Source organism: Bradyrhizobium sp. AT1 (genome assembly GCF_001590795.1).
Lineage (GTDB): Bacteria > Pseudomonadota > Alphaproteobacteria > Rhizobiales > Xanthobacteraceae > Bradyrhizobium.
Genome location: NZ_JXDL01000001.1, coordinates 4,487,343 through 4,513,203, shown reverse-complemented (window position 1 = coordinate 4,513,203; position 25,861 = coordinate 4,487,343). Strand labels below are relative to the sequence as shown.

Annotated in this window: 23 protein-coding genes; 13 read left to right on the top strand and 10 right to left on the bottom strand. The window is 64.5% G+C overall.

Going from position 1 to position 25,861, the window contains the following annotated elements:
• Positions 1-93 precede the first annotated feature (93 nt).
• Both maiA and SE92_RS20975 read left to right on the top strand, forming a co-directional pair.
• Positions 94-726 (top strand): maleylacetoacetate isomerase, encoded by a 633-nt coding sequence (maiA, locus tag SE92_RS20980; protein ID WP_063198009.1) that lies wholly within the window; start codon positions 94-96, stop codon positions 724-726.
• Positions 716-1,228, top strand: coding sequence for a MarR family winged helix-turn-helix transcriptional regulator (locus SE92_RS20975; protein ID WP_063198007.1), 513 nt, complete (start codon positions 716-718; stop codon positions 1,226-1,228). Before maiA ends, SE92_RS20975 begins: the two co-directional genes overlap by 11 nt.
• Before the next feature lie 210 nt (positions 1,229-1,438).
• Here SE92_RS20975 and SE92_RS20970 read toward each other — a convergent pair whose 3' ends face one another.
• From SE92_RS20970 to SE92_RS20950, 5 genes are all read right to left on the bottom strand, one after another.
• Positions 1,439-3,052: a benzoate-CoA ligase family protein gene (locus SE92_RS20970; protein WP_063198005.1), complete on the bottom strand. Its 1,614-nt coding sequence runs from the start codon at positions 3,050-3,052 to the stop codon at positions 1,439-1,441.
• A complete protein-coding gene (locus SE92_RS20965) occupies positions 3,049-4,188 on the bottom strand; it encodes an FAD-dependent monooxygenase (protein WP_063198003.1) in 1,140 nt (379 codons plus the stop codon). Before SE92_RS20965 ends, SE92_RS20970 begins: the two co-directional genes overlap by 4 nt.
• A 192-nt stretch (positions 4,189-4,380) precedes the next feature.
• Complete coding sequence (locus tag SE92_RS20960; RefSeq protein WP_063198002.1) at positions 4,381-4,596, bottom strand: hypothetical protein; 216 nt, start codon at positions 4,594-4,596, stop codon at positions 4,381-4,383.
• Between the two features lie 105 nt (positions 4,597-4,701).
• Positions 4,702-5,535 (bottom strand): cysteine rich repeat-containing protein, encoded by an 834-nt coding sequence (locus SE92_RS20955; RefSeq protein ID WP_063198000.1) that lies wholly within the window; start codon positions 5,533-5,535, stop codon positions 4,702-4,704.
• A 156-nt stretch (positions 5,536-5,691) separates the two neighbouring features.
• Positions 5,692-6,693, bottom strand: a complete 1,002-nt coding sequence (locus tag SE92_RS20950) for an NADP-dependent oxidoreductase (RefSeq protein WP_063197999.1) — start codon at positions 6,691-6,693, stop codon at positions 5,692-5,694.
• 212 nt (positions 6,694-6,905) lie between these two features.
• Between SE92_RS20950 and SE92_RS20945 the strand changes: the two genes are divergently transcribed.
• Positions 6,906-8,204, top strand: a complete 1,299-nt coding sequence (locus tag SE92_RS20945) for a dicarboxylate/amino acid:cation symporter (RefSeq protein WP_063197997.1) — start codon at positions 6,906-6,908, stop codon at positions 8,202-8,204.
• 9 nt (positions 8,205-8,213) lie between these two features.
• A complete protein-coding gene (locus SE92_RS20940) occupies positions 8,214-9,140 on the top strand; it encodes an amino acid ABC transporter substrate-binding protein (protein ID WP_063197996.1) in 927 nt (308 codons plus the stop codon).
• Between the two features lie 194 nt (positions 9,141-9,334).
• Here SE92_RS20940 and SE92_RS20935 read toward each other — a convergent pair whose 3' ends face one another.
• Entirely contained in the window at positions 9,335-10,135 is an 801-nt protein-coding gene (locus SE92_RS20935) for an ATP-grasp domain-containing protein (protein WP_063197994.1), read from the bottom strand.
• Between the two features lie 373 nt (positions 10,136-10,508).
• On the opposite strand from SE92_RS20935, the gene SE92_RS20930 reads away from it, so the two are divergent.
• The 3 genes from SE92_RS20930 (at position 10,509) to SE92_RS20920 (ending at position 13,717) form a co-directional block, all read left to right on the top strand.
• The gene (locus SE92_RS20930; RefSeq protein WP_063197993.1) at positions 10,509-11,282 is read left to right on the top strand and encodes a ferredoxin--NADP reductase; all 774 of its coding nucleotides are present in this window, start codon (positions 10,509-10,511) and stop codon (positions 11,280-11,282) included.
• A gap of 386 nt (positions 11,283-11,668) precedes the next feature.
• On the top strand, positions 11,669-13,372 hold the full coding sequence (locus SE92_RS20925) for an FMN-binding glutamate synthase family protein (protein ID WP_198172728.1): 1,704 nt from the start codon (positions 11,669-11,671) through the stop codon (positions 13,370-13,372).
• Between the two features lie 105 nt (positions 13,373-13,477).
• Positions 13,478-13,717, top strand: coding sequence for a PilZ domain-containing protein (locus SE92_RS20920; protein ID WP_063197991.1), 240 nt, complete (start codon positions 13,478-13,480; stop codon positions 13,715-13,717).
• A 105-nt stretch (positions 13,718-13,822) separates the two neighbouring features.
• On the opposite strand, the gene SE92_RS20915 is transcribed toward SE92_RS20920, so the two are convergent.
• Complete coding sequence (locus SE92_RS20915) at positions 13,823-15,118, bottom strand: hemolysin family protein (RefSeq protein WP_063197990.1); 1,296 nt, start codon at positions 15,116-15,118, stop codon at positions 13,823-13,825.
• 242 nt (positions 15,119-15,360) lie between these two features.
• Here SE92_RS20915 and SE92_RS20910 point away from each other — a divergent pair, with 242 nt between their 5' ends.
• Complete coding sequence (locus SE92_RS20910; RefSeq protein WP_063197988.1) at positions 15,361-17,436, top strand: methyl-accepting chemotaxis protein; 2,076 nt, start codon at positions 15,361-15,363, stop codon at positions 17,434-17,436.
• Positions 17,437-17,523: 87 nt separating this feature from the next.
• On the opposite strand, the gene SE92_RS20905 is transcribed toward SE92_RS20910, so the two are convergent.
• The 3 genes from SE92_RS20905 to SE92_RS20895 form a co-directional block, all read right to left on the bottom strand.
• Positions 17,524-19,488 carry a carbohydrate porin gene (locus SE92_RS20905; RefSeq protein ID WP_084251861.1) on the bottom strand — a complete coding sequence of 655 codons (1,965 nt, stop codon included), beginning with the start codon at positions 19,486-19,488 and terminating at the stop codon, positions 17,524-17,526.
• Between the two features lie 406 nt (positions 19,489-19,894).
• Positions 19,895-20,158 (bottom strand): hypothetical protein, encoded by a 264-nt coding sequence (locus tag SE92_RS20900; protein ID WP_063197985.1) that lies wholly within the window; start codon positions 20,156-20,158, stop codon positions 19,895-19,897.
• A 140-nt stretch (positions 20,159-20,298) separates the two neighbouring features.
• Positions 20,299-21,105 carry a creatininase family protein gene (locus SE92_RS20895; protein WP_063197983.1) on the bottom strand — a complete coding sequence of 269 codons (807 nt, stop codon included), beginning with the start codon at positions 21,103-21,105 and terminating at the stop codon, positions 20,299-20,301.
• 152 nt (positions 21,106-21,257) lie between these two features.
• Between SE92_RS20895 and SE92_RS20890 the strand changes: the two genes are divergently transcribed.
• The 5 genes from SE92_RS20890 (at position 21,258) to SE92_RS20870 (ending at position 25,726) form a co-directional block, all read left to right on the top strand.
• Positions 21,258-22,280 carry an ABC transporter substrate-binding protein gene (locus SE92_RS20890; RefSeq protein ID WP_063197981.1) on the top strand — a complete coding sequence of 341 codons (1,023 nt, stop codon included), beginning with the start codon at positions 21,258-21,260 and terminating at the stop codon, positions 22,278-22,280.
• A 104-nt stretch (positions 22,281-22,384) separates the two neighbouring features.
• Complete coding sequence (locus SE92_RS20885) at positions 22,385-23,200, top strand: ABC transporter ATP-binding protein (protein WP_063197979.1); 816 nt, start codon at positions 22,385-22,387, stop codon at positions 23,198-23,200.
• Positions 23,197-24,015: an ABC transporter permease gene (locus SE92_RS20880; RefSeq protein WP_063197978.1), complete on the top strand. Its 819-nt coding sequence runs from the start codon at positions 23,197-23,199 to the stop codon at positions 24,013-24,015. The genes SE92_RS20885 and SE92_RS20880 overlap by 4 nt, the downstream gene beginning before the upstream one ends.
• Positions 24,015-25,004: a 2-hydroxyacid dehydrogenase gene (locus SE92_RS20875; RefSeq protein ID WP_063197976.1), complete on the top strand. Its 990-nt coding sequence runs from the start codon at positions 24,015-24,017 to the stop codon at positions 25,002-25,004. Before SE92_RS20880 ends, SE92_RS20875 begins: the two co-directional genes overlap by 1 nt.
• Positions 25,004-25,726, top strand: a complete 723-nt coding sequence (locus tag SE92_RS20870; RefSeq protein ID WP_063197974.1) for an AprI/Inh family metalloprotease inhibitor — start codon at positions 25,004-25,006, stop codon at positions 25,724-25,726. Before SE92_RS20875 ends, SE92_RS20870 begins: the two co-directional genes overlap by 1 nt.
• Positions 25,727-25,861 lie beyond the last annotated feature (135 nt).

The window sequence follows — 25,861 nt, the reverse complement described above, 5'->3', positions numbered from 1 at the left end:
TGTTGATTGACAGTATACTGACGATCTAGGTAGCGTCAATGCGAGGGACGGCGTACAAGGCCCCAAATGACCGAGGATAGAGGGAGGGTCCCAATGAAGCTGCACGGCTATTTCCGCTCCGGCGCCGCCTATCGGGTGCGGATCGCGCTGAACCTCAAGGGCCTCAAGGCCGCGCATCTGCCGCATCATTTGCGCAAGGGCGAGCAATGCGCGCCCGCCTATCTCGCCATCAATCCGCAAGGCCTGGTGCCGGCGCTGGAAAACGATGGCGGTGCGGTGCTGACCCAATCGGTCGCTATCATCGAATGGCTTAATGAGACGCACCCCAATCCGCCGCTGCTGCCAAAGGATCCACTGCAGCGCGCCAAGGTGCGGGCGTTTGCGCTGGCGATCGCCTGCGACACCCATCCGGTGCAGAACCTGAAGGTGTTGGCGCGGCTGCGCGAGCTCGGCCTGCCCGAGGAGAAGGTTCAGGACTGGGCCGCCTGGGTCAATCGCGAAGGGCTGTCGGCCTGCGAGACGCTGATCAAGGACGAGCCCGGCCCGTTCTGCTTCGGCAATGCCCCGACGCTGGCCGATCTCTGCCTGGTGCCGCAGCTCGCCAACGCGCGCCGCTTCGGCGTCGATGTCTCGGCCTATCCGCGCCTGCTCAAGGCCGAGGCCGCCGCGAAGGCGCTGCCGGCGTTTGCCGATGCCGCGCCGGAGAAGCAGCCCGATGCCGAGTAAGCCATCCGCTCCGATCACGATCGACGCCGTCTATGCCGCGCCGGGCTATCTGTTCCGGCGCATGCAGCAGATCGCGGTTTCGATCTTCATGGAGGAGTGCAAGGCGTTCGACCTGACCCCGGTGCAATATGCGGCGCTGATCGCGATCCACACCCATCCCGGCATCGACGCGACGCGGCTGTCGGCGGTGATCGCGTTCGACCGCTCCACGCTCGGCAGCGTGATCGAGCGGCTGCAGGCCAAGGATTTCGTCGAGCGCAAGCCGGCTCCGGAAGACAAGCGGATCAAGCTGCTCTACCTGACCAAGTCAGGCGCCGCGATCCTGCGCGAGATCATCCCCGCCGTCGAGCGCGCCCAGGCGCGGATGCTGGAGCCGCTGAAGCCCGCCGACCGCAAGACGCTGATGGGGCTGATGTCGCAGCTCGTCGATCTCAACAACGAAGCCTCGCGCGTGCCACTGCGGGCCGAGGACGCGCTGGAGCATCTGGGCAAGGCTGGGTGAGGGGCGAGACGAAACAGCCGCGCAGAACTCAACAGTCGTCCCGGACAAGCGTCAGCGCAGATCCGGGACTCATACGCCGCAGCAGGAGCTTGGCGAGGACTCGGAGTTACCAGTTAGCGCCACAACCACTCTCTGTGGTTATGGATCCCCGCGTTCGCGGGGATGACACCGAGATGTTGGCGACTGTGTGCGTGCCTTACGGTTCTCGCCTCACATCCTCAGCAACGCCTGCCGATCGATCTTCCCCGTGCCGGTCTTCGGCAGCTCGTCGGTGAAGATCACTTCGCGCGGATATTTGTAGGGCAGCAGCTTGCCCTTCACATAGTCCTGCAGCCGCCGCGTCGCGTCGCCCTGGTTGACCGTGCGGTTGTTCATCACCACCACGGCCTTCAGCGTCATGCGGCGGTCCGGCAGCTCGGCGGCGAACACCGCGCATTCGCGGATCTCGGGGTGGTCGGCGAGACAGAGCTCGACCTCGAGCGGATAGACCCATTGGCCGGAGATCTTGATGAGATCGTCGGCGCGACCGCGGAAGAAGTGGAAGCCGTCGGCATCCCTGACGAAACGATCGCCGGTGTAGATCCAGCCGCCCTCGCGGATGGTCTCGGCGGATTTGTCCGGCCGGTTCCAGTACAGCGGCGTGTTGGAATCGCCGCGCACCCACAAAATGCCTTCCTCGTTGTCGGCGACGTCGCGGCCGTCCTTGTCGCGCAGCGCGACCTCGTAGCCGGGCACGCGCAGGCCTGCGGCACCGAGCTTCTTCTGCTCGGGCGTGTTGGAGAGATAGATGTGCAGCACTTCGGTCGAGCCGAGGCCTTCGACGATCTCGAGGCCGGTGAGCGTCTTCCAGCCGTTGAAGACCTCCGCCGAGAGCACCTCGGCGGCGGAGAGCGCCATGCGCAATGACGAGAAGTTCGTCTTGTCTGCGCCTTCGGCCTTGGTCAGCGACGTGTAGAGCGTCGGCAGGCCGAAGAAGACCGTCGGCTTGTACTGCTCGATCGCGGCGAAGATCGACGCGGGCTTCGGCTGGCCCGGCAGCAGCAGCGTCGCAGCTCCCGCCGAGAACGGGAAGGTGACGGAATTACCGAAGCCATAGGCGAAGAAGATCTTCGGCACCGAGAAGCAGATGTCGTCAGGAGTCAGCTTCAGCACGCTCCGCGCAAAGGCGGCCTCGCTATAGGCCATGTCGTGCTGGAGATGCACGATGCCCTTGGGCCGGCCGGTCGAGCCGGACGAGTACATCCAGAACGCCATCTCGTTGCGATGCGTGGGGGCTTCGGCCAACTCGGCCGGGAATTGTGCGAGCCAGTCTGCTGCCGCAAGCGCCTTCGGCGCCGCGTGGTCGCGCGCCTCGCCATTGACGATGATCAGCGTATCCAGCTTCGTGTCCTTGCAAGCCTCCGCATTGAAGCGCGAGCAGAACTCCGACTCCGCCACCGCAACTTCAGCCCCGGAATCGGCGAGATAGAATTGCAGCAGGTCCGGCGGCGTCAGCGTGTTGATCAGGAGCGGCACGAAGCCGGCGCGCACCGCGCCGAAGAACGCGGCCGGATAGGCGGGTGTATCGTCGAGGAACAGCAGCACGCGGTCGCCGCGCTTCAGGCCAAGCGATGCAAAGCCGTTGCCCCAGCGGCAAGCCTCATCGCAGAGCTCGGCATAGGTCCGCGTGCCCGCGGGACCGATCAGTACGAGCTTGTCGCCCCGGCCTTTGCCGAGATTGTCGAACAGCACGCGGCTGGCGTTGTAGGTTTCCGGAACGGCAAAGCCGATCTCGCGTGCCCCCGCGCTGTCGGCGGGCACCTGGTCGCTGATTTCGTTGCTCATGCCTCGTCTCCGCCGTTCTTGGCCGCCTCGTAGCGGGCCATGAAGGCCGGCGACATCGCGCGCAGCCGGGAATCGTCGATGCGGCCGGAGCGAGTGATGTAGCTGTAGGCGAAGTCCATCAGGTCGAGCTGCATGTGCTGGGCGAAATGCTCGTACCAGAACGCCGAGGTGCGCGCGGCATTGACGAGCTTTTGCACCACCGGTTTTCGCGCGGCCTGGTAGCGATGCAGCGCGGTGGCAAGATGCGCATCCGATTCCAGCGCCTTGACCAGCGCAATGGCGTCCTCGATCGCAAGCCGCGTGCCCGAGCCGATCGAGAAATGCGCGGAATGCAGGGCATCGCCGAGCAGCACCATGTTCTTGAACGACCAATGCTCGTTCCAGACCCAGGGAAAGTTGCGCCAGACCGATTTGTTGGAGACCAGGCAATGGCCGCCGAGCGTGTCGGCGAACACCTCTTCGCAGACGCCCTTGGACTGCTCGACGTCCTTGTAGGCAAAGCCGTAGGCCTGCCAGGTCGCGTGGTCGCATTCGACCAGGAAGGTGCTCATCGCCGGCGAGTAGCGGTAGTGATGGGCGTTGAAGGCGCCGCGGTCGGTCTTCACGAAGGTCTGCGACAGCGTCTCGAACCGCTTCGAGGTGCCGTACCAGACGAACTTGTTGGAGGAGTAGGACAGCGAGGTGCCGAAATCGCCCTCATAGGCGCGGCGCACCAGCGAATTCAGCCCGTCCGCGGCGACGATCAGATCGTGCCCATTGAGCTGGTCGATGGCGTGGATCGGCGTATCGAAGCGCGGCGTGACGCCGACGTCGAGCGCGCGCTGCTGCAGGAAGCGCAGCAGCTCGAGCCGCCCGATCGAGGAGAAGCCGACGCCGTCGATGGCGACGCTGTCGCCGCCGAGGTTCAGCGTGATGTTCTCCCAGCTCTCCATGTGCGGCGCGATCGCGTCGACCGTCTCGGGGTCGTCGGCGCGCAGGAATTCCAGCGCCTGGTCGGAGAACACGACGCCAAAGCCCCAGGTCGCGTCGGCCGGGTTCTGTTCGAACAGGTCGACCTGATCCTCGGGGTGACGCTTCTTCCAGAGATAGGCGAAGTAGAGCCCACCGGGCCCCCCGCCAATCACGGCGATCCGCAACGTCTGCCTCCCTAATTGACAGTATACTTACTATCTAGGGGTAGACTAATGTGCTCCGGCGTCCCGCGCCAGCGGAATTATCGGTCAGGCGCGGGCGTGTCGAAGCTCACCTTCGGGCACGCGTTTTACGCGCGTCCGAAACCGTCAGGTTCGAATCATAGCCAAACCGCGCCGGCTTGGCCATCCGCCCGTTCAGACGCAGCGCTTCACGTAGACGCCGTTGACCAGCACCCGGGTGCAGCGGACGACCGGAACCGGCTTGCGGACCACGACGGCCGCGTTCGGCCCGGCGCAACCGGCGCGATAGACGCCACGGGCGCACACCACCGCATTGGCGCCGGTGGACTCGAGGATCATGGTCGCTCCGAAGGCGAGGAGCGCAGAAGCAACGAGCAGCAATGAACGCATGTTGTCCTCCCGTCTTGTCGTGATCGAAATCGGATATCTGCAAAGGTTTGTCGTTTCAGGCGTGCGAAATTCATTCTTCGCACGCCGTCCATCATGGCGCGCGCCTTAGCGAACGGCGAAGGGCGCCAGCACGTCCCTGCACGCCGGCGACAGCGATGCAGCATTGTTGGCGAGGCATTGCATGATGCGGCCGGCCCCGACCTCGACGCCGGCACAGATCGTGCGGATGTCCGCGCCGCAGGCTGATCGCGCCACGAAAAGCTCCTCGCGCGGCCGCATCGGGCGCAGCACGAGCACGGTGGGCGCTGCGGCAGGCGCTGCTGCCGCTCCCGCCGCCGGCGGGGTGGTCGTTGCCGCGCCGCCGGATGCCGCGCCCAGCGCACTCTGGCAGGACGGTGAGACCTTGGCCTTGTTCTTCTCCAGGCATTCGAGCGCGGGGGCGCCGCCCGGTGGCACGCTGGCGCAGACTTTGGGATAATCCGAGCGGCAGGCGCTCTTGATCGCGGCGACCTGCGCGCTGCTCGGTTGCTTGGCGGCAGCGGCCTTCGGCGCTGGTGCGGGGGCCGGCTTTGTAGCGGGAGCCGATTCAGCCTTGGGCGCGGCAGGAGCCGGCGTCGGCTCCGCTTTGGGGGCCGCTTCGGTCTTCGGCGCGGCGGGAGCAGCTTCGGGCTTCGCAGCCGCGGGCGGCGCAATCGCGCGAACCGCGGTCTGGCATCCGCCCGAGAGGCTCGACATGTTCTTCTGCAGACATTGAAACGCTTCGGTGCCGCCGGGCGTCACGCTCGAGCAGTGCGCCATGAAGTCGGAGCGGCACGCGGAGCGGATGGCGCTCTTCTGCGCCTCGGTGGGCGCTTGCGCGAATGCGCCTGCTGCAGTTGCGAAAAGTGCCGCCGCCAGCAACGCCGTGCGCGTTGAGACATGTTTCAACGTGTTGAACATTGGGATGAATTCCTGCCCTGTCGATATTGTTCGACGCTCAATCAAAGTCGCGCAATCGCAATCGTCGCGAGTGATGCCTCGCGAGCGATATCATTGGCCGCTTCGGTCGCTACCGCAAGTAGATTATGCCGGCGCGAATGCGGTGTGCCGACGACGTCAGAGTCTGATCATGCGCTTGCCGCGGTTCTCGCCCGCAAGCAATCCGATCAGCGCCATCGGCGTGTTCTGCAATCCGTCGATGATGTCTTCCTGCACCTTCAGCTTGCCGGATTTGACCCAGGCCTGGAGATCGGCGAGCGCGCGCGGGCTCTCCTTCATGTAATCCATCACGATGAAGCCCTGCATGACGAGCCGCTTCACCACGATCAGGCCAGGCACACCGCGTGGACCATGCGCCGATGGTGCGCCGTCATATTGCGAGATCGCGCCGCAGCAGGCGATGCGGCCGTAATTGTTCATCTGCGGCAGGCAGGCCTCGAGAATGTCGCCGCCGACATTGTCGAAATAGACGTCGATGCCCTTCGGAGCTGCCGCGCGCAACGCCTTGAACACCGCGCCGTCCTTGTAGTCGACGGCGGCATCGAAGCCGAGCTCGGAGGTGAGCCAGTTGCACTTGTCCGCGCCGCCGGCGATGCCGATGACACGGCACCCTTTGATCTTGGCGATCTGTCCGACGATCGAGCCGACCGAGCCCGCCGCCGCGGAAACCACCACCGTCTCGCCCTCCCTCGGCTTGCCGATCTCCAGCAGGCCGAAATAGGCGGTGAGGCCGGCGATGCCGAACACGCTGAGCAGATGCGTCATCGGCTCGAGCTTCGGCATCTTGGTGAGATGCTTCGCCGGCACCGCCGCATATTCCTGCCAGCCGGTGTCGCCGAACACGATGTCGCCCGCAGCCAGGCCCTCGGCCTTCGAGCTGACGACCTCGGCAATGGCGCCGCCAGCCATCACGCTGTTGGCTTCGACCGCTGAACGATAGGTGGCGCCGTGCATCCAGGCGCGGTTGGCGGCGTCGAGCGAGATGTAACGTACACGCAGCAAGGCCTCGCCGTCTTTCGGTTCCGGCACCGCGCCGTCCACCATCTTGAAATGCTCCGGGCCGAGCTTGCCGCTGGGCTTTTCGACCAGCAGGATTTGGCGATTGACGTTGCCGCTCATGGCGTTTCCCTCTCTGATTGTCTTGACGATTATTGATGCAGCCGCCGCAAACAAAAGGTGCAGGCCGCATGCGTTGTGCGCTGCGTGAAGGCTAGAGCGCGGCGTTCCATTTCACAACGGGAACATCCTGAAAACGCGATCACACGCAAAGCGTGTTGCGTCGCTGTCGTATCTGCGACATCATGAAGCGCCGGTGTACGTGGGGGTAAGCGATGTCGAACAGGTTTACGCAATACATCTTGGCCGCGATGGTGCTGGGCATCGTCATGGGCACGGCGATCTACAATTTCCTGCCCGACACGCGCGCCGAATGGGCCTCCGCCATCAACCTGATCGCCATGATGTTCCTGCGCCTGATCAAGATGATCATCGCGCCGCTGGTGTTCGCGACCCTGGTCGGCGGCATTGCGCATATGGGCTCGGGCTCCAAGCTCGGCCGCATCTTCGCCAAGACCATGGGCTGGTTCATCAGCGCCTCCTTCGTCTCGCTGCTGCTCGGCCTCGTGATGGTGAACCTGCTGCAGCCCGGCGCGAACTTCCCGGGCACGCTGCCCCAGGCCGGGCAATCGACCGGCCTGCCGGTGTCGGCCTTCTCGATCGAGAAATTCCTCACCCATCTGATCCCGACCTCGATCGCGGACGCGATGGCGCAGAACGAGATCCTGCAGATCGTGATCTTCGCGGTGTTCTTCTCGGTGGCGATGGGCTCCATGCCCGAACGTTCGAAGCCGATCCTCGCGATGATCGACGACGTCGGCCATATCATGCTCAAGGTCACGAGCTATGTGATGCTGTTCGCGCCGCTCGCGGTGTGGGCCGCCATCACCGCGACGGTCGCCAAGAACGGCCTTGCCGTGCTCTGGAAGCTCGTCGTGTTCATGGGCGGCTTCTATCTCTCGCTGATGATCCTGTGGGCCATCCTGGTCGTGGTCGGCTTCATCGTGATCGGGCCACGCTACAGCCATCTGCTGAAGCTGGTGCGCGAGCCGCTGATGATCGCATTCTCGACCGCGAGCTCGGAAGCGGCCTATCCGAAGACGCTCGAAGCGCTCAACCGCTTCGGCGCCTCGTCGCGGATCTCGAGCTTCGTGCTGCCGCTGGGCTATTCCTTCAATCTCGACGGCACGATGATGTACTGCACCTTCGCGGCCGTCTTCATCGCGCAGAGCTATCACATCGACATGTCGCTCGGCACCCAGCTCGCGATGCTGGCGACGCTGATGATCACCTCGAAGGGCGTCGCCGGCGTGCCGCGCGCCTCGCTCGTCGTGATCGCCTCGACCTTGGCGCAGTTCAACATTCCCGAGGCGGGGCTCTTGATGATCATGGGCATCGACACTTTCCTCGACATGGGCCGCAGCGCCACCAACGTGATCGGCAACACGCTGGCGACCTCGGTCGTGGCCAAATGGGAAGGCGAGCTCGGGCCTGAACATGCGATGGGACCCGGCGATGCCGTGCCTGACGACATGATTCCCGGCGAGGTGCCCGCGATGGCAGGCCATGGGTAGGAGCGAACCATGGGCCAGATCTTGGCGAGGTCGCTGACCTCAGGCTGCTTGTTGCTTGCGATGTCCTTGTTCGGGACGTCGGCGTTCGCCCAGACCGCCGGCGAAGGGCTCAGCCCGACGCTGGCGGCCGTCAAGAAGGCGCACACCGTGCGGCTCGGCTATCGCGAGAGCTCGCCGCCGTTCTCCTTCCTCGACCAGTCGGGCCGCCCGATCGGCTACAGCCTCGAGCTCTGCGAGGCCATCGTCGAGGAGATCGGCGTCGAGGTCGACGATCCCAATCTCAGGATCGACTACGTCAAGGTCACCTCGGACGACCGCATCGACGCCGTGCTCCAGAACAAGATCGACCTGGAATGCGGCTCGACCACCGCCAATGCCGAACGCGGCAAGCGCGTCGCCTTCTCGCCGCTGATGTTCGTCGCCGGCACCAAGCTGATGGTGCCGAAGGCATCCGGCGTCCAGTCGCTGACCGATCTGAAGGGCAAGACCATCGTGGTGACGAAAGGCACCACCAACGAACAGGCGATCCAGGCGGCAGACAAGAAATTCTCGCTGGGCCTCAACATCGTCAGCTCGCCCGACCACGAGCAATCCTACCAGATGCTCGCCGAGGGCAAGGCCGATGCGTTCGCGACCGACGACATCCTGCTCTCCGGCCTGATCGCGCGCCACAAGGCGCAGGATAAATTCCGCGTCACCGGCGATTATCTGTCCTACGATCCCTACGGCATCATGTTCCGCAAGGGCGAGCCGCAGCTCGCGGCCGTGGTCGAGCGCGCCTTCCGCAAGCTCGGCTCCAACCGCGATCTCGTCCCGCTCTACAACAAATGGTTCACCGCACGCCTCCCCACCGGCGAACGCCTGAACGTGCCGATCTCGCTGCAGCTGGAAGAAGCGTTCAAGGCGATGGACGATTCGGCGGGGGCGAATAATTAGTCCACGCTCGCGCCGCGAACTCGCTGCCTTCCCTTCTCCCCTTGTGGGAGAAGGTGGCGCGAAGCGCCGGATGAGGGGTATCTTTCCGCTCATTCGGATGAGAGTTGGACTCGCGGAGAGAACCCCTCACCCGTCTCACCGCTTCGCGGTGAGCCACCTTCTCCCACAAGGGGAGAGGGGCAGCCAGTGCTCCGCTAATTTTCCCCAAACACCCGGTCCAGCGCCGCGTCATACGTCGCCTGTACCAGCTCCGGATGCAGCTTCGCCAGCGCCTCCATCATCACGCCCGAGTTGATCTCGAGCACCCGCCACGCCCCATCGACGCGCGCCAGGTCGATTGACGCAAAGACAATGCCGATGGCGTTCGCGGCCTCGATCGCGAGGTTCGCGCAGGCCGCGCGAACCTCGCCGCCCTCCAGCAACACCGGCTGTGCGCCGGCATCGAGATTGTGCCGCCAATCCGCACCACGCTGCTTGCTGTAGACGACGAGCGGCACATCGCCGAGCAGCACCACGCGGACCTCCTCCTCGATCGCGACATAGGGTGAGAACACGAGCCCCGTGCTCATCGAGAACACTTCGGCGACCGCGCGGTCGAGTTCTGCCTCCGTCGTGACCCTGAACACCGAACGCCCCGACGTTCCCTCGTTCGGCTTCACCACCACGCCTTGCGGATTCTTCGCGAGCAGGTCCAGCATGGCTTCTCGCCACCCAGCGCCGACGACGTTGCTGCCGAGCTTCGGATTGAGGAAGAGGTCATGGGGGACACAGGGTACGCCCTGGAGCGCCAGCACCTCCGCTGCCGCCGATTTGTCGTTGGCGAGACGGTGCGCGATGGCGCTGTTGAGCCCGATGTCGTAGCCGAAGGCAAAGCGGCGCTGATCGCCCCTGTGCATCGCGATCAGCCAGCCGCCGGCGCGGACATCGACGGCGACGCCGTGGTCCGCGCAATAGCGCCTGATGGATTGGACGAAGATCCGCTCGCCGTCTGCCATGTGATTCAATCGTCCCTGTCGCCAAAAGCCGCAAAAATGCGGGAATTGGCGCCAAGCCGGGGTGATTATCAGAGCTATTCTTAATGAAATTCTCGCGAGCGCGACGGAAATTAAGTGCTGCAATCGAGCCCTCGAGGGAAAAGAAATTGCCCTCCTGGCGTGCGGGGCAGCACATTCATTAATGATGCGGCTATTTCCGCTGCAAATGCCGGTTTGATCGGCATCAATTGCACCCGAAACGAGGTTGATTATTGGTCTCAATGGCGTAGATCACACACGCGAAATCCTCCGCCATGGCAATGGTGTCCGCCCCGTTTCAGGGCCGGGCAACGCTTTTGCCCTAAAACCGCAATTATTCGGAATATCGAAAATCATGAGCGCGTTTTACCGAGAGAAGGTTCTGTCCGTTCAGCACTGGACCGACACGTTGTTCAGCTTCCGCGCCACGCGCGACACCGGCTTCCGCTTCCAGAACGGCCAGTTCGCCATGATCGGCCTCGAGATCGACGGCCGTCCGCTGCTGCGCGCCTACAGCATGGCGAGCGCCAACCACGAGGAAGAGCTCGAGTTCTTCTCGATCAAGGTGCAGGACGGCCCGCTGACCTCGCGCCTGCAGAAGATCAAGGAAGGCGACACCATCCTGGTCGGCCGCAAGGCGACCGGCACGCTGATCACCGACAACCTTCTTCCGGGCAAGCGGCTCATGCTGCTCTCGACCGGCACGGGCCTTGCGCCCTTCGCGAGCCTGATCAAGGACCCCGAAGTCTACGACCAGTTCGAATCCATCGTGCTGGTGCACGGCTGCCGCCAGGTCTCCGAGCTCGCCTATGGCGAGAAGCTGGTTGCTTCCTTGCGCGAAGACGAGCTGTTCGGCGAGCTGCTCGCGGACAAGCTGATCTACTACCCGACCGTGACCCGCGAGCCTTTCAAGAACCGCGGCCGCATCACCGACCTCATCAACTCCGAGCAGATCTTCAACGACATCGGCCAGGGCCCGCTCGACATCGCCACCGACCGCGTGATGATGTGCGGCAGCCCGGCGATGCTGGAAGAGCTGAAGGTGATGTTCGAAGGCCGCGACTTCATCGAAGGCAGCGGCAACAAGCCCGGCCATTTCGTGATCGAGAAGGCCTTCGTCGAGCGCTGAGCTCGGTTGAAGACGTGGCGTACTTGCACGCCACACTCAGCTCGTCGTCCCGGACAAGCGCGCCTCAGCGCGCGCCGATCCGGGACCCATAGCCACAGGCCGTGGTTATGCGACGACTCGGAGTGCCAGCTTTCCCAACCTCAAACTCCTGTGGTTATGGGTCCCGGGTCTGCGCTGGCGCTTGCCCGGGACGACAGCTCGGCTTTTTGCGTCGACTGTTGCTTACGCCCGCCCCTCTCCATTTCTTGCTGCACCGCAAAACCCGGCCATCCGGCTGATTGATTTGTCTTGGCCGAATTCGCTAGCCTGAAACAAGGGCCGCGTCATATCCGTATGACAGGCGAGGGCGTATCGTACCGCCTCATGCTGGCGAGAGGATCGGAATCGTGGCCGACGACACCAAGACGCAGGACGCCTCCCAACACGCATCCCCCAAACGGCTGCCGCTGGCCGAAGAGGGGATCATGGAAACCCTGCTGCTGCCATTCTCGCCGCGCTTCATCGTACTGACGATCTGCGCGGTCGTCACTGCGCTGTTGATCGGCATCGGCATCGTCGACCGCAAGATCTTCGACATCCTGCTGGTCCCGATCCTGATTTTCGGCGCGCTGACGCTGCTCGGCGTCCGCGATCTCCTGCAGAAGAGCCACGCGGTGCTGCGCAACTATCCGATTTCGGCGCATATCCGCTTCCTGCTCGAAGAGATCCGCCCCGAGATGCGGCAATATTTCTTCGAGAGCGAGAAGGACGGCATGCCGTTCTCGCGCGACACCCGCGCGGTGGTCTATCAGCGCGCCAAGATGGAGCTCGACAAGCGCCCGTTCGGCACCCAGGAGGACGTCTATCGCGAGGGCTATGAGTGGATGCATCACTCGGTCTCGCCGAAGACGCATGCCACGGAAAAATTCCGCATCGTCATCGGCGGCCCCGACTGCCCGAAGCCCTATTCGGCCTCGGTATTCAATATCTCCGCAATGAGCTTCGGCGCGCTCAGCCCCAATGCGGTGCGGGCCCTCAATGCCGGCGCGAAGAAAGGCGGTTTCGCGCACGACACTGGCGAGGGTGGCGTCAGCCCCTATCACCGCGAGATGGGCGGCGACATCATCTGGGAGATCGGCTCCGGCTATTTCGGCTGCCGTCATCTCGACGGCACGTTCGATCCCGAAGCCTTCGCGCGCGTGGCCTGCGACGACCAGATCAAGATGGTCGAGCTCAAGGTCAGCCAGGGCGCCAAGCCCGGCCATGGCGGCGTGCTGCCGGCGGCCAAGGTCTCGGAGGAGATCTCGAAGATCCGCGGCGTCGCGATGGGCGAGGATTGCATCTCGCCGGCCTCGCACCGTGCCTTCTCGACGCCCGTTGGCATGATGCAATTCATCGCCGAGATGCGGCGCCTGTCCGGCGGCAAGCCAGCCGGCTTCAAGCTGTGCATCGGCCATCCCTGGGAATTCCTGGCGATCTGCAAGGCGATGCTACAGACCGGCATCTATCCTGATTTCATCGTCGTCGACGGCAATGAGGGCGGCACCGGCGCGGCGCCGCTGGAGTTCATGGACCATCTGGGCATGCCGATGCGCGAGGGCGTCAATTTCGTCCATAACGCGCTGATCGGCATCGATGCGCGCGATCGCATCAGGATCGGTGCGTCCGGCAAGATCGCCACCGCCTTCGACATGGCGCGGGCGATGGCGATCGGCGCGGACTATTGCAACTCGGCGCGCGGCTTCATGTTCTCGCTCGGCTGCATCCAGTCGCTGAGCTGCCACACCGACCGCTGTCCGACCGGGGTTGCGACGCAAGACCCGACGCGGGCACGCGCGCTCTACGTGCCGCTCAAGATCGACCGCGTGCACAATTATCATCACGCGACGCTGCATTCGTTGACCGAGCTGATCGCCGCGGCCGGCCTCGAACATCCGCAGCAGCTGCGCCCGATCCATTTCAGCCAACGGACGTCGACGACCCAGGTGCAGTCCTTCGCCCAGCTCTATCCGGCGCTGCGCCCGGGCGAGCTGCTCGAGGGCACGGAAGACCCGCGCTTTCGCGACGCCTGGCGGATGGCGCAGGCCGACACATTCCAGCCCGCGCTGTAGGGGGCGTCCACCGCATGATACCGCCGCACCTTGCAGCGGCATAAAATCGTCGCCAATGCACCGTGCCTTTAATGTACGTGTCAGCTTCGGGTGTAGATTGTCCCTATGGACGAGCGACGCGACAAAGCCAGACACCGTGTGCTGAAGGCCGGAACGATCGAGTTCGGCGGCGGCGCGATCGACTGCACCGTTCGCAACCTGTCCGACGCCGGCGCAGCGCTCGACGTCACCAGTCCCGTCGGCATCCCCGAGCATTTCACCCTGTTCGTCCCGGCCGACGGCAAGCATCTGCCCTGCACCGTGGTCTGGCGCAAGGAAAAGCGGATCGGGGTGAGGTTCGGGTGAGGGGGGAGTTGTCACGCGCGCGTGCTGCAAGCTCAACTGTCGTGACGGATCTGCGCGCGCTTTATCCGGGACGACAGCTCACTTTGTGGTTTGCGATCGTTCAACTCACCCGGTCTCAACCTCGCTCAACCGGCTCGCCAGGATCTTGTCGATCCTTCGTCCGTCGAGATCGATCACTTCGATATGCCAGCCGCCGAAGTCAAAGGCGTCACCGGCGTCAGGCAGCGCGTTGAACTGTTGCAGCACCAGGCCCGCCACCGTGTTGTAGCGGTGAGGCGGCAATTCAACGCCGAGCAACTCGCCGAATTCGTCGACCGGCATCCAGCCGGAGATCAGCAGTGAATCGTCCGCGCGCTTGACGTAGGCCGGTTCCGGCGGGCCCTCTTCGGAATGGAACGCGCCGACGATCGATTCGAGGATGTCGGCCGTCGTCACGATGCCTTCGAAGCCGCCATATTCGTCATAGACGAGGCCGACATGCACCGGTGCAGCCTTCAGGATCGCCAGCACGTCGCGGGCATCCGCCGACGCAGGAATGCCGGGCGCCTCGCGCACCAGTGCGCGCAAATCCGGCGTACGCTCGTTCATGTAGGCGACCAGCAGGTCCTTGGCCTGGAGCACCCCGATCGGCTTGTCGCGGTCGCCGTCGGAGACCGGAAAGCGCGAATGCGGACTCTTCGCGATGATCGCCTGGATGCTCTCTGGTGCATCGTTCAGGTCGAGCTCGTTGACCTCTGTGCGCGGCGTCATAATCGCTCCGACCGGCCGGTCGCCGAGCCGCATCACGCCGGCGATCATTTCCTTTTCGCCCGACTCCAGCACGCCCGCGCTCTCGGCTTCGCTGACGAGATGATGGATCTCGTCCTCCGACACCTTCTCCTCGGCCTTGCCGCCGCGGCCGAGCAAGGTGAGGATCAGCTTGCCGGAGAGGTCGAGCAGGAACACCAGCGGCAGCGAGACCTTCGCAAGCACGTGCATGGCCGGCGCGACCCTCACCGCGATGCTTTCGGGGTCGCGTAGCGCCACCTGCTTCGGCACCAGCTCGCCGACGATCAGCGTGGCGTAGGTGATGAGCGTGACGACGATGCCGACGCCGACGATGTCGGCGACGCCGGGGGACAGGCCGAGCTCGAGCAGCCATTGCGTCAGCCGCTGTCCGAGCGTCGCGCCCGAGAACGCGCCGGAGAGCACCCCGACCAGCGTGATGCCGATCTGCACCGTCGAGAGGAACTTGCCGGGATCGGCCGCCAGTGTCAGCGCCCGCTCGGCGCCGCGCACGCCCTTGGCGGCGAGCAGCGACAGCCGGGCCGGGCGGGACGAGACCACGGCCAGCTCAGACATGGACAACAGGCCGTTGATGACGATCAGGACGACGACGATGACGAGTTCGACCGAGAGCATTGACGTTCCGAGGTAAGGGAGTGTGGCCGGACGGACGGCACATGCCTTGATATAGGTATTCTGCGAGGAAATGCCGTCAATTTTGCCGCATCTGGCGCCCGCTGGAACTGCGCCGCCGAAACGTCTGCTCCGACAAGCTCGCGCCTGGGCCCGTGGAACTACGGGACTGCCGTTGTTTAACGGGCTCTTAGTGGCCGGTGGCTAGTTTTCGACATTGCAGAAATGAATTCGGGGGACCCAGGATGCGCATCGGAAAACTTTTCGTGCTGTCGATGCTGACGGTGACGGTGTTCGCAGTCATCCTCGGTGCCGAGGTGCTGATACCGCAGACGCGCATCTTCACCAACCGCTCCGACGCGATCAAGACCGTCGATGCCTTTGGTGCGATGCTGACGGTCAGCCAGCACGTCGCTGGACTTCGTGCGCCCTACATCTCGCCGATTTTCCAGGAAGGCGTCGCGACGCAGGCCCAGAGCGAAGCGGCCGGGAAGGCTGCGAAAGCGGCCGATGCCGGCTTCGAGGCGGCAAGGCGCGTCCTCATGGTGCTCGACGACAACGCAGCGATGGTTGAAAGCCTGGATCGCGCCGCGCGACGGCTCAAGGACATCACCACGGCGGCGGATCGCGCGATGAGCGTTCCCCTGGCGGCGCGCGACAGCGCTGTCGTCAAGGGCTTCCTGCCGGCCGTCGCCGAGGTCATCACCAATATCGAGCCCATCATGAACCGGCTCGAAGGACAGGTCGTCAACGCCGATTCCTCGCTCGCCTCGCTCTTGAGCCTGGCACGGACGGCGCAGGATCTGCGCGTCTCGGCCGGCAGCCGCGCCGCCACGCTGTCGCCGGCGCTGTCCGCGCGTCGTCCGCTCGTGGCGGCCGAATTCGCGCTGATGGATCGCATGCAGGGCCGGGTGGAAGCCGACCGCGAACGCATCGAAGCCGGCATGGAGCAGCTCGGCAATCCGCCCCGCATCGCCAATGCGCTGAAGGCGGCGACGGAATTCTATTTTGGCAAAGCCGCGCCGATCGTGGACAAGGAGATGCCTGCGGCTCGGAGCGACGGCAAGTACGGCACCAACGCCGAGGAACTGGCGACCGTCATCGTCCCCGCCATCCAGATGTTCTACGGCGTGCGCGACGCCGCGCTGGCCGAAGCGGCCGAGCGCGCCTCCGCTGCGCGCAGCGGCGCATTGGCGATGCTCGCGGTGGCGGGCGTGGCGGTGCTCGCCCTGCTCGGCACGCTCGGTGCCGTGACCATGATGCTGCGCAGGCGCGTGGTGACACCGCTCGGCCGGATCGCGGACGTGATCGGCAAGCTCGCCAGCGGACAGCACGAGGTCGAGATCCCCGCGACGGGCCGCGATGACGAGATCGGCCAGGTGGCGGGCTCGCTGCAGCACTTCAAGGATTCACTGCTCGCCAAGAAGCAAGCCGAGGAGGCTGCCGCGGTCGAGGCCGATGCGAAGCTCCGGCGCAGCCAGCGCATGGACCAGATCGCGCGCGAATTCGAGGCCATGATCGGCGACGTGATCAACACGGTGTCGTCGGCGTCCTCGGAGCTCGAAGTGTCCGCGGGAACGCTGACAAGCACGGCCGATCAATCGGAGAAGGTCACCGCAACCGTTGCGGCCGCCTCCGAACAGGCTTCCACCAATGTGCAGACCGTCGCCGCGGCGGCCGAGGAGATGGCCTCGTCGGTCGACGAGATCAGCCGGCAGGTGCAGGATTCCGCGCGCATTGCCGGCGAGGCGGTGCAGCAGGCGGGGCGGACCAACGACCATGTCGGTGAGCTCGCAAGGGCTGCGGGGCGGATCGGCGACGTCGTCGAGCTCATCAGCCAGATCGCGGGCCAGACCAATCTTCTCGCCCTCAACGCCACTATCGAGGCGGCGCGTGCCGGCGAGGCAGGGCGCGGCTTCGCGGTCGTCGCCTCCGAGGTCAAGGCGCTCGCCGAGCAGACCGCCAAGGCCACCGGCGAGATCAGCCAGCAGATCGCAGGGATTCAGGCCGCGACGGACGAATCCGTCGGCGCCATCAAGGCGATCGGCGACACCATCACCCGGATGTCCGAGATCGCCTCCGCCATCGCCTCGGCGGTCGAGGAGCAGGGCGCGGCGACGCGGGAGATTTCCCGCAACGTGCAGCAGGCCGCGCGCGGCACCCAGCAGGTCTCCGCCAGCATCGTCGACGTGCAGCGCGGCGCGAGCCAAACCGGTTCGGCATCGTCCAACGTGCTGGCGTCGGCAAGGTCATTGTCGGGCGAGAGCAGCCGTCTCAAGACCGAGGTCTCCAAATTCCTGGACGCGATCCGGGCGGCCTAGGGCTTCGAGAACTATCCCCGCTGCGATGGCGACATCGCGGCGGTCCATTCTTTGAGGCGCGCGCTCAGGTCGCGCCTGAGCCGCGCTCTAGAACTCGCCGTGCAGCCGTCCTGAAAACACCGACACCGGGCCACGATCCGCGTTGTAGGCGGGATTGACGATGAGCTGGTAGTCGGCGGTGAAGGTCAGCGCCTTGTTCAGCGCATAGGCGTAATAGGTCTCCAGCACGCGTTCCCTGCGGTAGTTGAGCTGGCCGTCGCCGATCAAGGGGCCGAGGCCGCCGGCGGCGATGAAGTCGCGATGATCCTGTGACAGCGCGTTGACGGCGCCTGCGACGGCGACGACGTCGTCGGGCCGGCCCCATCTCGTTCCCTTCACCGAGACGCCGCCGGACAGGCTGCGGTCGATGTCGGTGAAGGCCATGATTTCGTTGCGGCCGTCGTTCCAGCTCCAGCGGCCGAACACGCCGACGTCGTCGGTAATGGCCTGCTCGACGTTGAAGGCGTAGCCGTATTTGATACGGCCGCGACGGGTCTGGGTGATGTCGACGCCGAACGCCGGATTATCCAGCGTCTCGCGATAGCTGCCGGAGAACGCGCTGTTGACGAAGCCGAGCGTGCGCAGCTTGCCGGGCATGCCGAACAGCGAGTATCGCGTCTCGAGCTCCATCACATATTCGCCGCGGCGGCCGATAGTCATGTCGAAATTGTTGGAATTGGAAACCGCGCCCACCAGGAAGTATCCGGCGCGCAGCGCCCACTGCTTCTGGTTCAATTCGGCGGTGGCGCCATAGCCGAGGCCGAGCTTGTCGGCGGCATAGTCGAAGGCGCCCGACGCCCAGATCGACCAGTTCATGAAGTCCTTGCGCGGATCATGCGCATAGGAATTGCCGTCGAACACGTCGACCACGGAGAATTTGCCGACCTGCAAGGTCAGGCGCGAGACGTCGACCTTGCTCGCGAGCTGAAGCTGGCCGCTGGCAAGCTCCTCCTGTTCGCCGCCGAAGCCGAAGGTGTGGCGCACGAACAGCCGCGAGGCATTGAAATGCGGATAGGGGAAGCCGGACTTCTGGGCTTCGCCGTTGGTGAAGCCCGCAGCGCCCGTCGTGTTGTTGAAACCAAAACCCTGCAGCAGCTCGGGATTGAAATAGACCTCGCCGCCATCCCATAGCCGCGCATTGAGATAGAGCGAGTTGCTCCAGGTCTGCTGGAAATCAGCCGACGGAAGCAGGCTGTTCGGTCCGGTATAGGGCGCGCGGAACGCCGGATAGCCCTGTCCCAGCACGGTCGACTGGCCGTGGATCTCCCAGCGGTTCGATTCGGTGTCGATGACGTCCGACTTTGGGTTGTAGGTCGGCACGCCCGGCCAGTCGATCTTGCGATTGAGGCCGAGCCGCAGGCTGTGAAAATCCATCGACGAGGCATATTGCCCGCCGGAGGGGAAGGTGACGTTGGCGTTCTCGAACTTGCTGTAGAGATATTCGAGCCTCGCGGTCCAATGCGGCGCGAAGGCGTACTCGGCGCCGCCGCCCGCGATCCAACCGAGCCGCGTGTGCAGCACCTTTTCTTCGATGCCGCCGTTCGGCGTCGAGAGGAAGCGCTCGCCGGTGAAGGCCGCGCCGCCGGTGGCGTAGAACAACCAGTTGCCGCTGGCGTAGCCGAGCCGCGCGCGCAGGCTCGCGACATAGTCCCAGCGTTCCTCCGCGCTAGACAGCGCGGTCGCCGCCGACGACACCACGTGGTTGGAGGGCAGATAGTTTGGAAACGAGATGTCACCTTCGACGCCAAGCAGCAGGCCCGAATTGAGGCGCCAATTGTAACCGGCCTGGACGCCGCCGGTCGCTCCGGTGAAGACGTGGTTATCGGTTGCGAAGGTGGGGTCGGTCAGCGTCGCCGATGAGGTGCCGCGGGTGACGCCGACATGCGCGCCGATATAGAGGCCGGTCCAGTCATAGACCGCTTTCAGCGCCGGCGCCTTGAGCGGCAGATCGGCGGCACGGCCGGCGGCGGGAACAGCCAGCACGCCCGAGGCGATCGCCGCGGCTGTCCGCAAGTACCTGAAACGATGGCCCCTCAACGTCACAACGCCGCCCCCACACGCGAATGGTCCCTATTCGCCGCAGCCGACATCCCTGCCGATTCGCGACGATCCTGTCATCATGTCCTTGGCCTGTTCACGCGATCTGTCGAGATGATCTCGATTCCACGCGGTTTCTTCCAAGGTTCCAGATCCTACCATGAACTCTATTGCGATTAATTCGCAATAGCAACTGGCGTAGATTGTCGCATGGAGTGGTTCGCACCGCTGTGTGACGGGACTGCAACAAATTCGAAGGGGCGCCCAAAATGAATGACCCCGCCCGGGGGGACAGCCGGGCGGGGTCGGGGCACGACACGGGGTGGATGAGGCGCCCGTGTCGGACGCAGGATCCACGTGAGATCGGCCTCAGGTATTCAATTTAGTAGCAGGTGCGAACGCGACCGACGTACTGACCGAAGGCGTTGTACTGGGCGACCCAGCCGCAGCGGTGATAGCCGTAGTAATAGGGGTCGTTGTTGGCGGCGATCGCGGAGCCGACGACGGCTGCAGTGGCGATGCCGGCACCGACACCCCAGACCCAACCGGGCTGCTTGGCTTCGGCCGAAGAGGTGGTGGACACGATGCTGCCGGTGACGGCGAGGGCAGCGAGTGCGACGGCGGCAATCTTGGTCTTGATCGACATGTGAAACTCCATCCGGGGTTGAGGCGGTCCGTTGTGGCCCGCGTGCCCAGTTTGACGGAGGCTCCCAGCGTCCGGTTCGAATGCGGCTAATCCGCTTCCGGAACGAAGCTTTTTCCTGAACAATTCCAGATGGATATGGCCTAGCCGAGAGGCCCCTTGGCGAGCCTGTTCACGTCGAAGTTATCGACCTCGCTCAGCAGCTCGCAAAAAGCACGGGCACCTTGATCGATGAGCTGCTCGCCCTTCTCGGCCACGGCCAATGTCGCGTTGCCGACCGCGCCGCTGGGGTTGAGATCCTGCGCCTGCCAGGCGAACGGGGCGGGCCGCTGCGTCGACAACCAGCGATACTGCTTTTCCAGTGCGATGCTGCTCGCGGGAAAATCCGCGACGGCATCTTTACGCACCTGATCCGGATAGCGCGCCAGCATGATCGAGGTCTCGACGGCGCCGCCATGAATGCCGTGTCGCACTTCGTCGGCCGGGAATAATTTGTCAGCACCCGACAGCCGCGACCAGGACGTCGTCACCACGAACAGTTTTTGATGCGCGCGCAGATCCTGCGCGATCAGCATCATGGCCGCGCTGTTGCCGCCATGGCTGGTGATGATGACGAGCTTCTTTATGCCGCGCCGCGCGACATCCTCGCCTAATCCGGTCCATCGCTTCAGCGCGACCTCGGTCGCCAGCGTCTGCGTGCCGGGATAATCGATATGCTCGGTGGAAATCCCGACGGGTTCAACGGGCAGGAACGTCACTGGAACGCTTTCCGGCAACAGCTCGCGCACGCGCGCCAGATAGGCGTTGGCGATCAGCACGTCGGTCGTCACAGGCAGATGCGGGCCGTGCTGCTCGGTCGCCGCCAGCGGTAGCACCGCGATCCAGCGCGACATCTGCGCGAGCGGCGCATCGGCCCAGCGGATCTCGGTCCAGTCGCGGGACGGCGTCATCGAGGTTTCTTTGCCCGAATTTGTCACGTAATTTGGGTTATCAGGGGATGCGGACCCAGCCGGCTCGCGTCCCCTGATGTCATGCGGTTCTATCGCGTTGTGTTCATATGAGCCAGACGCGTTTGGCCAAAAGCGATCGACGGAGTGCCATTATGACCCCCTTTCATCTGCGGCGAGCGTTCACGGCGGGCCTCTTCGCCGCTTTCGTCTGCGGCGTCCCGGCGTGCGCCGAAACGCTAGACAAGGTCACCTTCGGCACCAACTGGGTCGCCGAGGCCGAGCATGGCGGCTTCTTCCAGGCTGTCGCCGACGGCACCTACAAGAAATACGGCCTCGACGTCACCATCGTCCCCGGAGGGCCCAACGAGAACAACCGGATGCTCCTGATCGCCGGCAAGATCGATTTCTTCATGGCCGCGAACACGCTGATGTCGTTCGACGCGGTCGCCAACAACGTCCCCGTCATCACCATCGCCGCGATCTTCCAGAAGGATCCGCAGGTGATGCTGACGCAGCCGGATGCCAAGGTTGCGAAGCTCGAGGACCTCAAGCCGCTGACGCTATTCGTCTCCAAGGAGGGCATGGGCAGCTATTTCCAGTGGCTGAAGTCCGAATACGGTTTCAGCGAGAAGAACGTCCGTCCCTATAATTTCAATCCGCAGCCTTTCATCGCCAACCCCAAGAGCGCCATGCAGGGCTATGTCACGTCGGAGCCCTTCGCGGTGGAGAAGGCCGCCGGCTTCAAGCCCAATGTGATGCTGCTTGCCGATTACGGCTTCAGCACCTATTCGACCCTGATCGAGACCCGCCGCGACGTGGTCGAGAAGAAGCCCGACCTCGTGCAACGTTTCGTCGATGCCTCCATGATCGGCTGGTACAATTACATTTACCGCGACAATTCTGCCGGCAACGCCATGATCAAGAAGCTCAATCCGGAGATGACCGACGATCTGCTCGCCTATTCCGTCGCCAAGATGAAGGAGTACGGCATCGTCGATTCCGGCGACAGCGTGAAGAACGGCATCGGTGCAATGAGCGATGAGCGTTACACTTCCTTCTTCAACAAGATGGTCAAGGCCGGCGTCGTGAAGGCCGATCTCGACTTCCGCAAATCCTACACGCTGCGCTTCGTCAACAAGGGCGTCGGCGTCGAGCTGCGCCCGAACAAGCCGTAGCGCATGCTGGAATTGGGCACACCGGTGCGGCTGGGGCTCACCTCGCCCCGTTGGGGAGAGGTGAGGGGCGCCGCTCGACCGATTCTCATCAGAACCGGCGCGCAATGGTAGAGCGCTCAACGCCATCAGCCGTCGAGGCCAGCCTGACGGCACTCGCCGTCAGCCTGCGCGGCGTGACCAAGACCTATGACAGCGGCGTCATGGCGCTCGGCCCGTTCGATCTTGCCGTGCGCAAGGGCGAGTTCGTCTCGCTGCTGGGCCCGTCCGGTTGCGGCAAGTCGACCGCGCTGCGGATCATCGCCGGGCTCAGCGCGCCGTCGTCGGGCACCGTGCGGGTGGCGCGTCACGAGGGCGAGGTGCAGCCGGGACACGGCATCGGTTTCGTGTTCCAGGAGCCGACCTTGATGCCCTGGACCAGTGCGCGCGAGAATGTGCGGCTGCCGCTGAAGCTCGGCGGCGTTCCGAAGGCGGAAGGGCGTGCGCGTGCCGACGCTGCCCTGGCCAGCGTCGGGCTCGCCGATTTCGCGGATAGCTTTCCGCGCGAGCTCTCCGGCGGCATGAAGATGCGGGTGTCGCTGGCGCGTGCACTCGTCACCGATCCGGATATCCTTTTGATGGATGAGCCGTTCGCCGCGCTCGACGAGATCACGCGCTTCCGTCTCAACAACGATCTGCTCGCGCTGTGGCGCAGCCTCGGCAAGACCGTCATCTTCGTCACCCATTCGGTGTTCGAATCCGTCTATCTGTCGCAGCGCGTGGTGGTGATGACGGCGCGGCCGGGCCGCGTCCAGGCCGATATCCGCATCGAGACGGTCGAGCCGCGCGGCGAGGCGTTTCGCACGTCGACCGCTTACGGCGACTACTGCCGTAAGGTCTCGGGCGCGCTGGCGCCGTCCTATTCGGGGCAGTCGCTGCTATGAGCGCGCCAGTCCCGATCACGTCCAGGCCGCGCGGCGCGCAACGTGCGCGGCGCCTGGTGCTGCCCGTGATCGTATTCGCGGCCGGCCTCATCGCCTGGGAAGGGGTGGTCCGCCTCAAGGACATCCCGCCTTACGTGCTGCCCGCCCCGTCCGTCATCATCCTGACGCTGATCAAGGACTGGGCGGTGCTGTCACAATCGCTCGCGACCACGCTGTTGACCACGCTCGAAGGCTTCGTCGCGGCCAGCATCGGCGGCATCGCGCTGGCGCTGCTGTTCAACCAGTCGAAATGGGTGGAGTATTCACTATTCCCTTATGCCATCGTCCTGCAGGTGACGCCCGTCATCGCGATCGCGCCGCTGCTTCTGATCTATCTGGAACAGCAGACCGCGGTGGTGGTCTGTGCCTCCATCGTTGCCTTTTTCCCGGTGCTGTCCAACACCACGCTCGGCCTCAATTCGGTCGATCGCAACCTCGCCGGCCTGTTCCAGCTCTATGGCGCCTCGCCACAGCAGGCGCTGCGTTTCCTCAAGCTGCCCGCGGCGCTGCCCTACATTCTGGCCGGCCTGCGCATCGCCGGCGGCCTGTCGCTGATCGGCGCGGTCGTCGCCGAGATCGCGGCGGGAACGGCGGGCGCCGGCTCTGGGCTTGCCTACAGGATCGCGGAATCAGGCTACCGATTGAACATACCCCGCATGTTCGCAAGCCTGCTGCTGTTGTCGCTCGCCGGGATTGTCATCTATGGGGTGCTGGCGGTAGTTTCCCACCTCGTTTTACGGCGCTGGCATGAAAGCGCGCTTGGAAAGGAAAACTGATGGCTGCCGGTTCGATTTCGTCCGAAAAGATCGACCTTCTGATCTATGGGCCGGTGCGGCCGATCCTCGAGAACGGGTTTTCCGACCATTTCGTCGTGCACAAGGCCGAGACGCGCGGCGACCTCGAGCGGTTGACGCCGGCGATCCGGGACAAGATCCGCGGCGTCGCGGTGACCTATCACACCGTCCGCGCCGACAAGGAGTCGCTGTCGCAGCTGCCCAAGATCGAGATGGTGGCGAGCTTCGGCGTCGGCTACGACCACATCGACGCCAAATACGCCGCCGAGCACAACATCATCGTCACCAACACGCCCGACGTGCTGACCGAGGAGGTCGCCGACGTCGCGATGGGTCTGCTGATCTCGACGCTGCGCGAGTTCATCAAGGCCGACCGCTACGTGCGCTCCGGGCTGTGGCAGACCCAGAACTATCCGCTCAGCGTCGGTTCGCTGCGCGACCGCAAGGTCGGCATCGTCGGCATGGGCCGGATCGGCCAGGCCATCGCGCGCCGGCTCGATGCCTCGCTGGTGCCGGTGGTCTATCACTCGCGCAATCCGTCCAAGGACGTCTCCTACAAGCACTATCCTGATCTGATCGAGATGGCGAAAGCCGTCGACACGCTGATGGTGATCGTGCCCGGCGGCGCGGCGACGAACAAGATGATCAATGCCGAGGTGCTGAAGGCGCTCGGCCCGCGCGGCGTGCTGATCAACGTGGCGCGCGGCTCCGTAGTCGACGAGCCGGCTTTGGTGCAGGCGCTGAAATCGGGCACCATCCTCGCCGCCGGCCTCGACGTGTTCGCGGCCGAGCCGACCGTGCCGGACGAGTTCAAGACCATGCAGAACGTCGTGCTGCTGCCGCATATCGGCTCGGCCTCGGTGGTGACGCGCAACGCGATGGACCAGCTCGTGGTCGACAACCTCAAGTCATGGTTCTCAGGCAAGGCGCCGCTGACGCCGGTCGCCGAAACGCCGTTCAAGGGGCGCTGATGACAGCTCTTCGGGTCGTTGCATTCGCCGTCGCGGCCTTTTTGGCCGCGATCGGCGCCGTCGCGACCCACTTGGCTGCGATCGGCATCGCGCACGCGCAGGATGCCACGACCCTGAAGAAATCGATGCCCGGGCAATGGGAGCTCTCGACCACCGAACGCAGCAAGACCTGCGTCGTCACCCTGAAGGCCGACGCCGCGGGCCAGGGCTTCAAGCTGGAGCTCGAACCCGCCTGCAAGACCGCGCTGCCTTTCACCAAGGACATCGTCGCCTGGAACGTCAGGGGGCTCGATATCGTTCGCTTGCAGGATGCGACCGGTGAATCCGTGATCGATTTCACCGAGGTCGAGGCCGGCATCTTCGAGGGCCTGCGCCAGGGCGAGGGCGTCTACATCCTGCAGGATCTCGCCGCCGCGCGCTCGATGGCCAAGTCGATGGACCAGATGATCGGCGACTGGTCGATGGTGCGCGGCAACGGCCAGCCGATCTGCGGGCTGACGCTGACCAACACCGAGGCGAGCCCGGACAATTTCCAGGTCTTCCTCAAGCCGAAATGCGACGCGGCCATCGCGCAGTTCAACCCGACGCAATGGCGGCTCGAGCGCGGCCAGATCATCCTGATGTCGAAATCAGGCGATGTCTGGCAGTTCGAGGCCGACGACAACGCGCAATGGCGGCGCGTCCCCGACACCGCCGATCCCCTGATCATGCTGCGGCAGTAGGCGTGGACGACGTGAGTTGAACTGAGGGAGCAGCAAGCTCGCTGCGACCTCCCCGCTTGCGGGAGAGGTCGGCGCGAAGCGCCGGGTGGGGGTTTTCTCCTCTTGGGGATTGCCCCGTTGTGGAGACACCCTCTC

Bases quoted from the DNA above. Each gene is read 5' to 3' on its own strand.
- SE92_RS20895 (WP_063197983.1), bottom strand. From the start codon at position 21,105: ATGACGCCGTCCCGCGACTGGACCGAGATCCGCTGGGCCGATGCGCCG.
- SE92_RS20900 (WP_063197985.1), bottom strand. From the start codon at position 20,158: ATGTCGATCAAGACCAAGATTGCCGCCGTCGCACTCGCTGCCCTCGCC.
- SE92_RS20970 (WP_063198005.1), bottom strand. From the start codon at position 3,052: ATGAGCAACGAAATCAGCGACCAGGTGCCCGCCGACAGCGCGGGGGCA.
- maiA (WP_063198009.1), top strand. From the start codon at position 94: ATGAAGCTGCACGGCTATTTCCGCTCCGGCGCCGCCTATCGGGTGCGG.
- SE92_RS20950 (WP_063197999.1), bottom strand. From the start codon at position 6,693: ATGAGCGGCAACGTCAATCGCCAAATCCTGCTGGTCGAAAAGCCCAGC.
- SE92_RS20930 (WP_063197993.1), top strand. From the start codon at position 10,509: ATGAGCGCGTTTTACCGAGAGAAGGTTCTGTCCGTTCAGCACTGGACC.
- SE92_RS20910 (WP_063197988.1), top strand. From the start codon at position 15,361: ATGCGCATCGGAAAACTTTTCGTGCTGTCGATGCTGACGGTGACGGTG.
- SE92_RS20885 (WP_063197979.1), top strand. From the start codon at position 22,385: ATGGTAGAGCGCTCAACGCCATCAGCCGTCGAGGCCAGCCTGACGGCA.
- SE92_RS20975 (WP_063198007.1), top strand. From the start codon at position 716: ATGCCGAGTAAGCCATCCGCTCCGATCACGATCGACGCCGTCTATGCC.
- SE92_RS20915 (WP_063197990.1), bottom strand. From the start codon at position 15,118: ATGCTCTCGGTCGAACTCGTCATCGTCGTCGTCCTGATCGTCATCAAC.
- SE92_RS20870 (WP_063197974.1), top strand. From the start codon at position 25,004: ATGACAGCTCTTCGGGTCGTTGCATTCGCCGTCGCGGCCTTTTTGGCC.
- SE92_RS20880 (WP_063197978.1), top strand. From the start codon at position 23,197: ATGAGCGCGCCAGTCCCGATCACGTCCAGGCCGCGCGGCGCGCAACGT.
- SE92_RS20955 (WP_063198000.1), bottom strand. From the start codon at position 5,535: ATGTTCAACACGTTGAAACATGTCTCAACGCGCACGGCGTTGCTGGCG.
- SE92_RS20920 (WP_063197991.1), top strand. From the start codon at position 13,478: ATGGACGAGCGACGCGACAAAGCCAGACACCGTGTGCTGAAGGCCGGA.
- SE92_RS20960 (WP_063198002.1), bottom strand. From the start codon at position 4,596: ATGCGTTCATTGCTGCTCGTTGCTTCTGCGCTCCTCGCCTTCGGAGCG.
- SE92_RS20875 (WP_063197976.1), top strand. From the start codon at position 24,015: ATGGCTGCCGGTTCGATTTCGTCCGAAAAGATCGACCTTCTGATCTAT.
- SE92_RS20940 (WP_063197996.1), top strand. From the start codon at position 8,214: ATGGGCCAGATCTTGGCGAGGTCGCTGACCTCAGGCTGCTTGTTGCTT.
- SE92_RS20945 (WP_063197997.1), top strand. From the start codon at position 6,906: ATGTCGAACAGGTTTACGCAATACATCTTGGCCGCGATGGTGCTGGGC.
- SE92_RS20890 (WP_063197981.1), top strand. From the start codon at position 21,258: ATGACCCCCTTTCATCTGCGGCGAGCGTTCACGGCGGGCCTCTTCGCC.
- SE92_RS20935 (WP_063197994.1), bottom strand. From the start codon at position 10,135: ATGGCAGACGGCGAGCGGATCTTCGTCCAATCCATCAGGCGCTATTGC.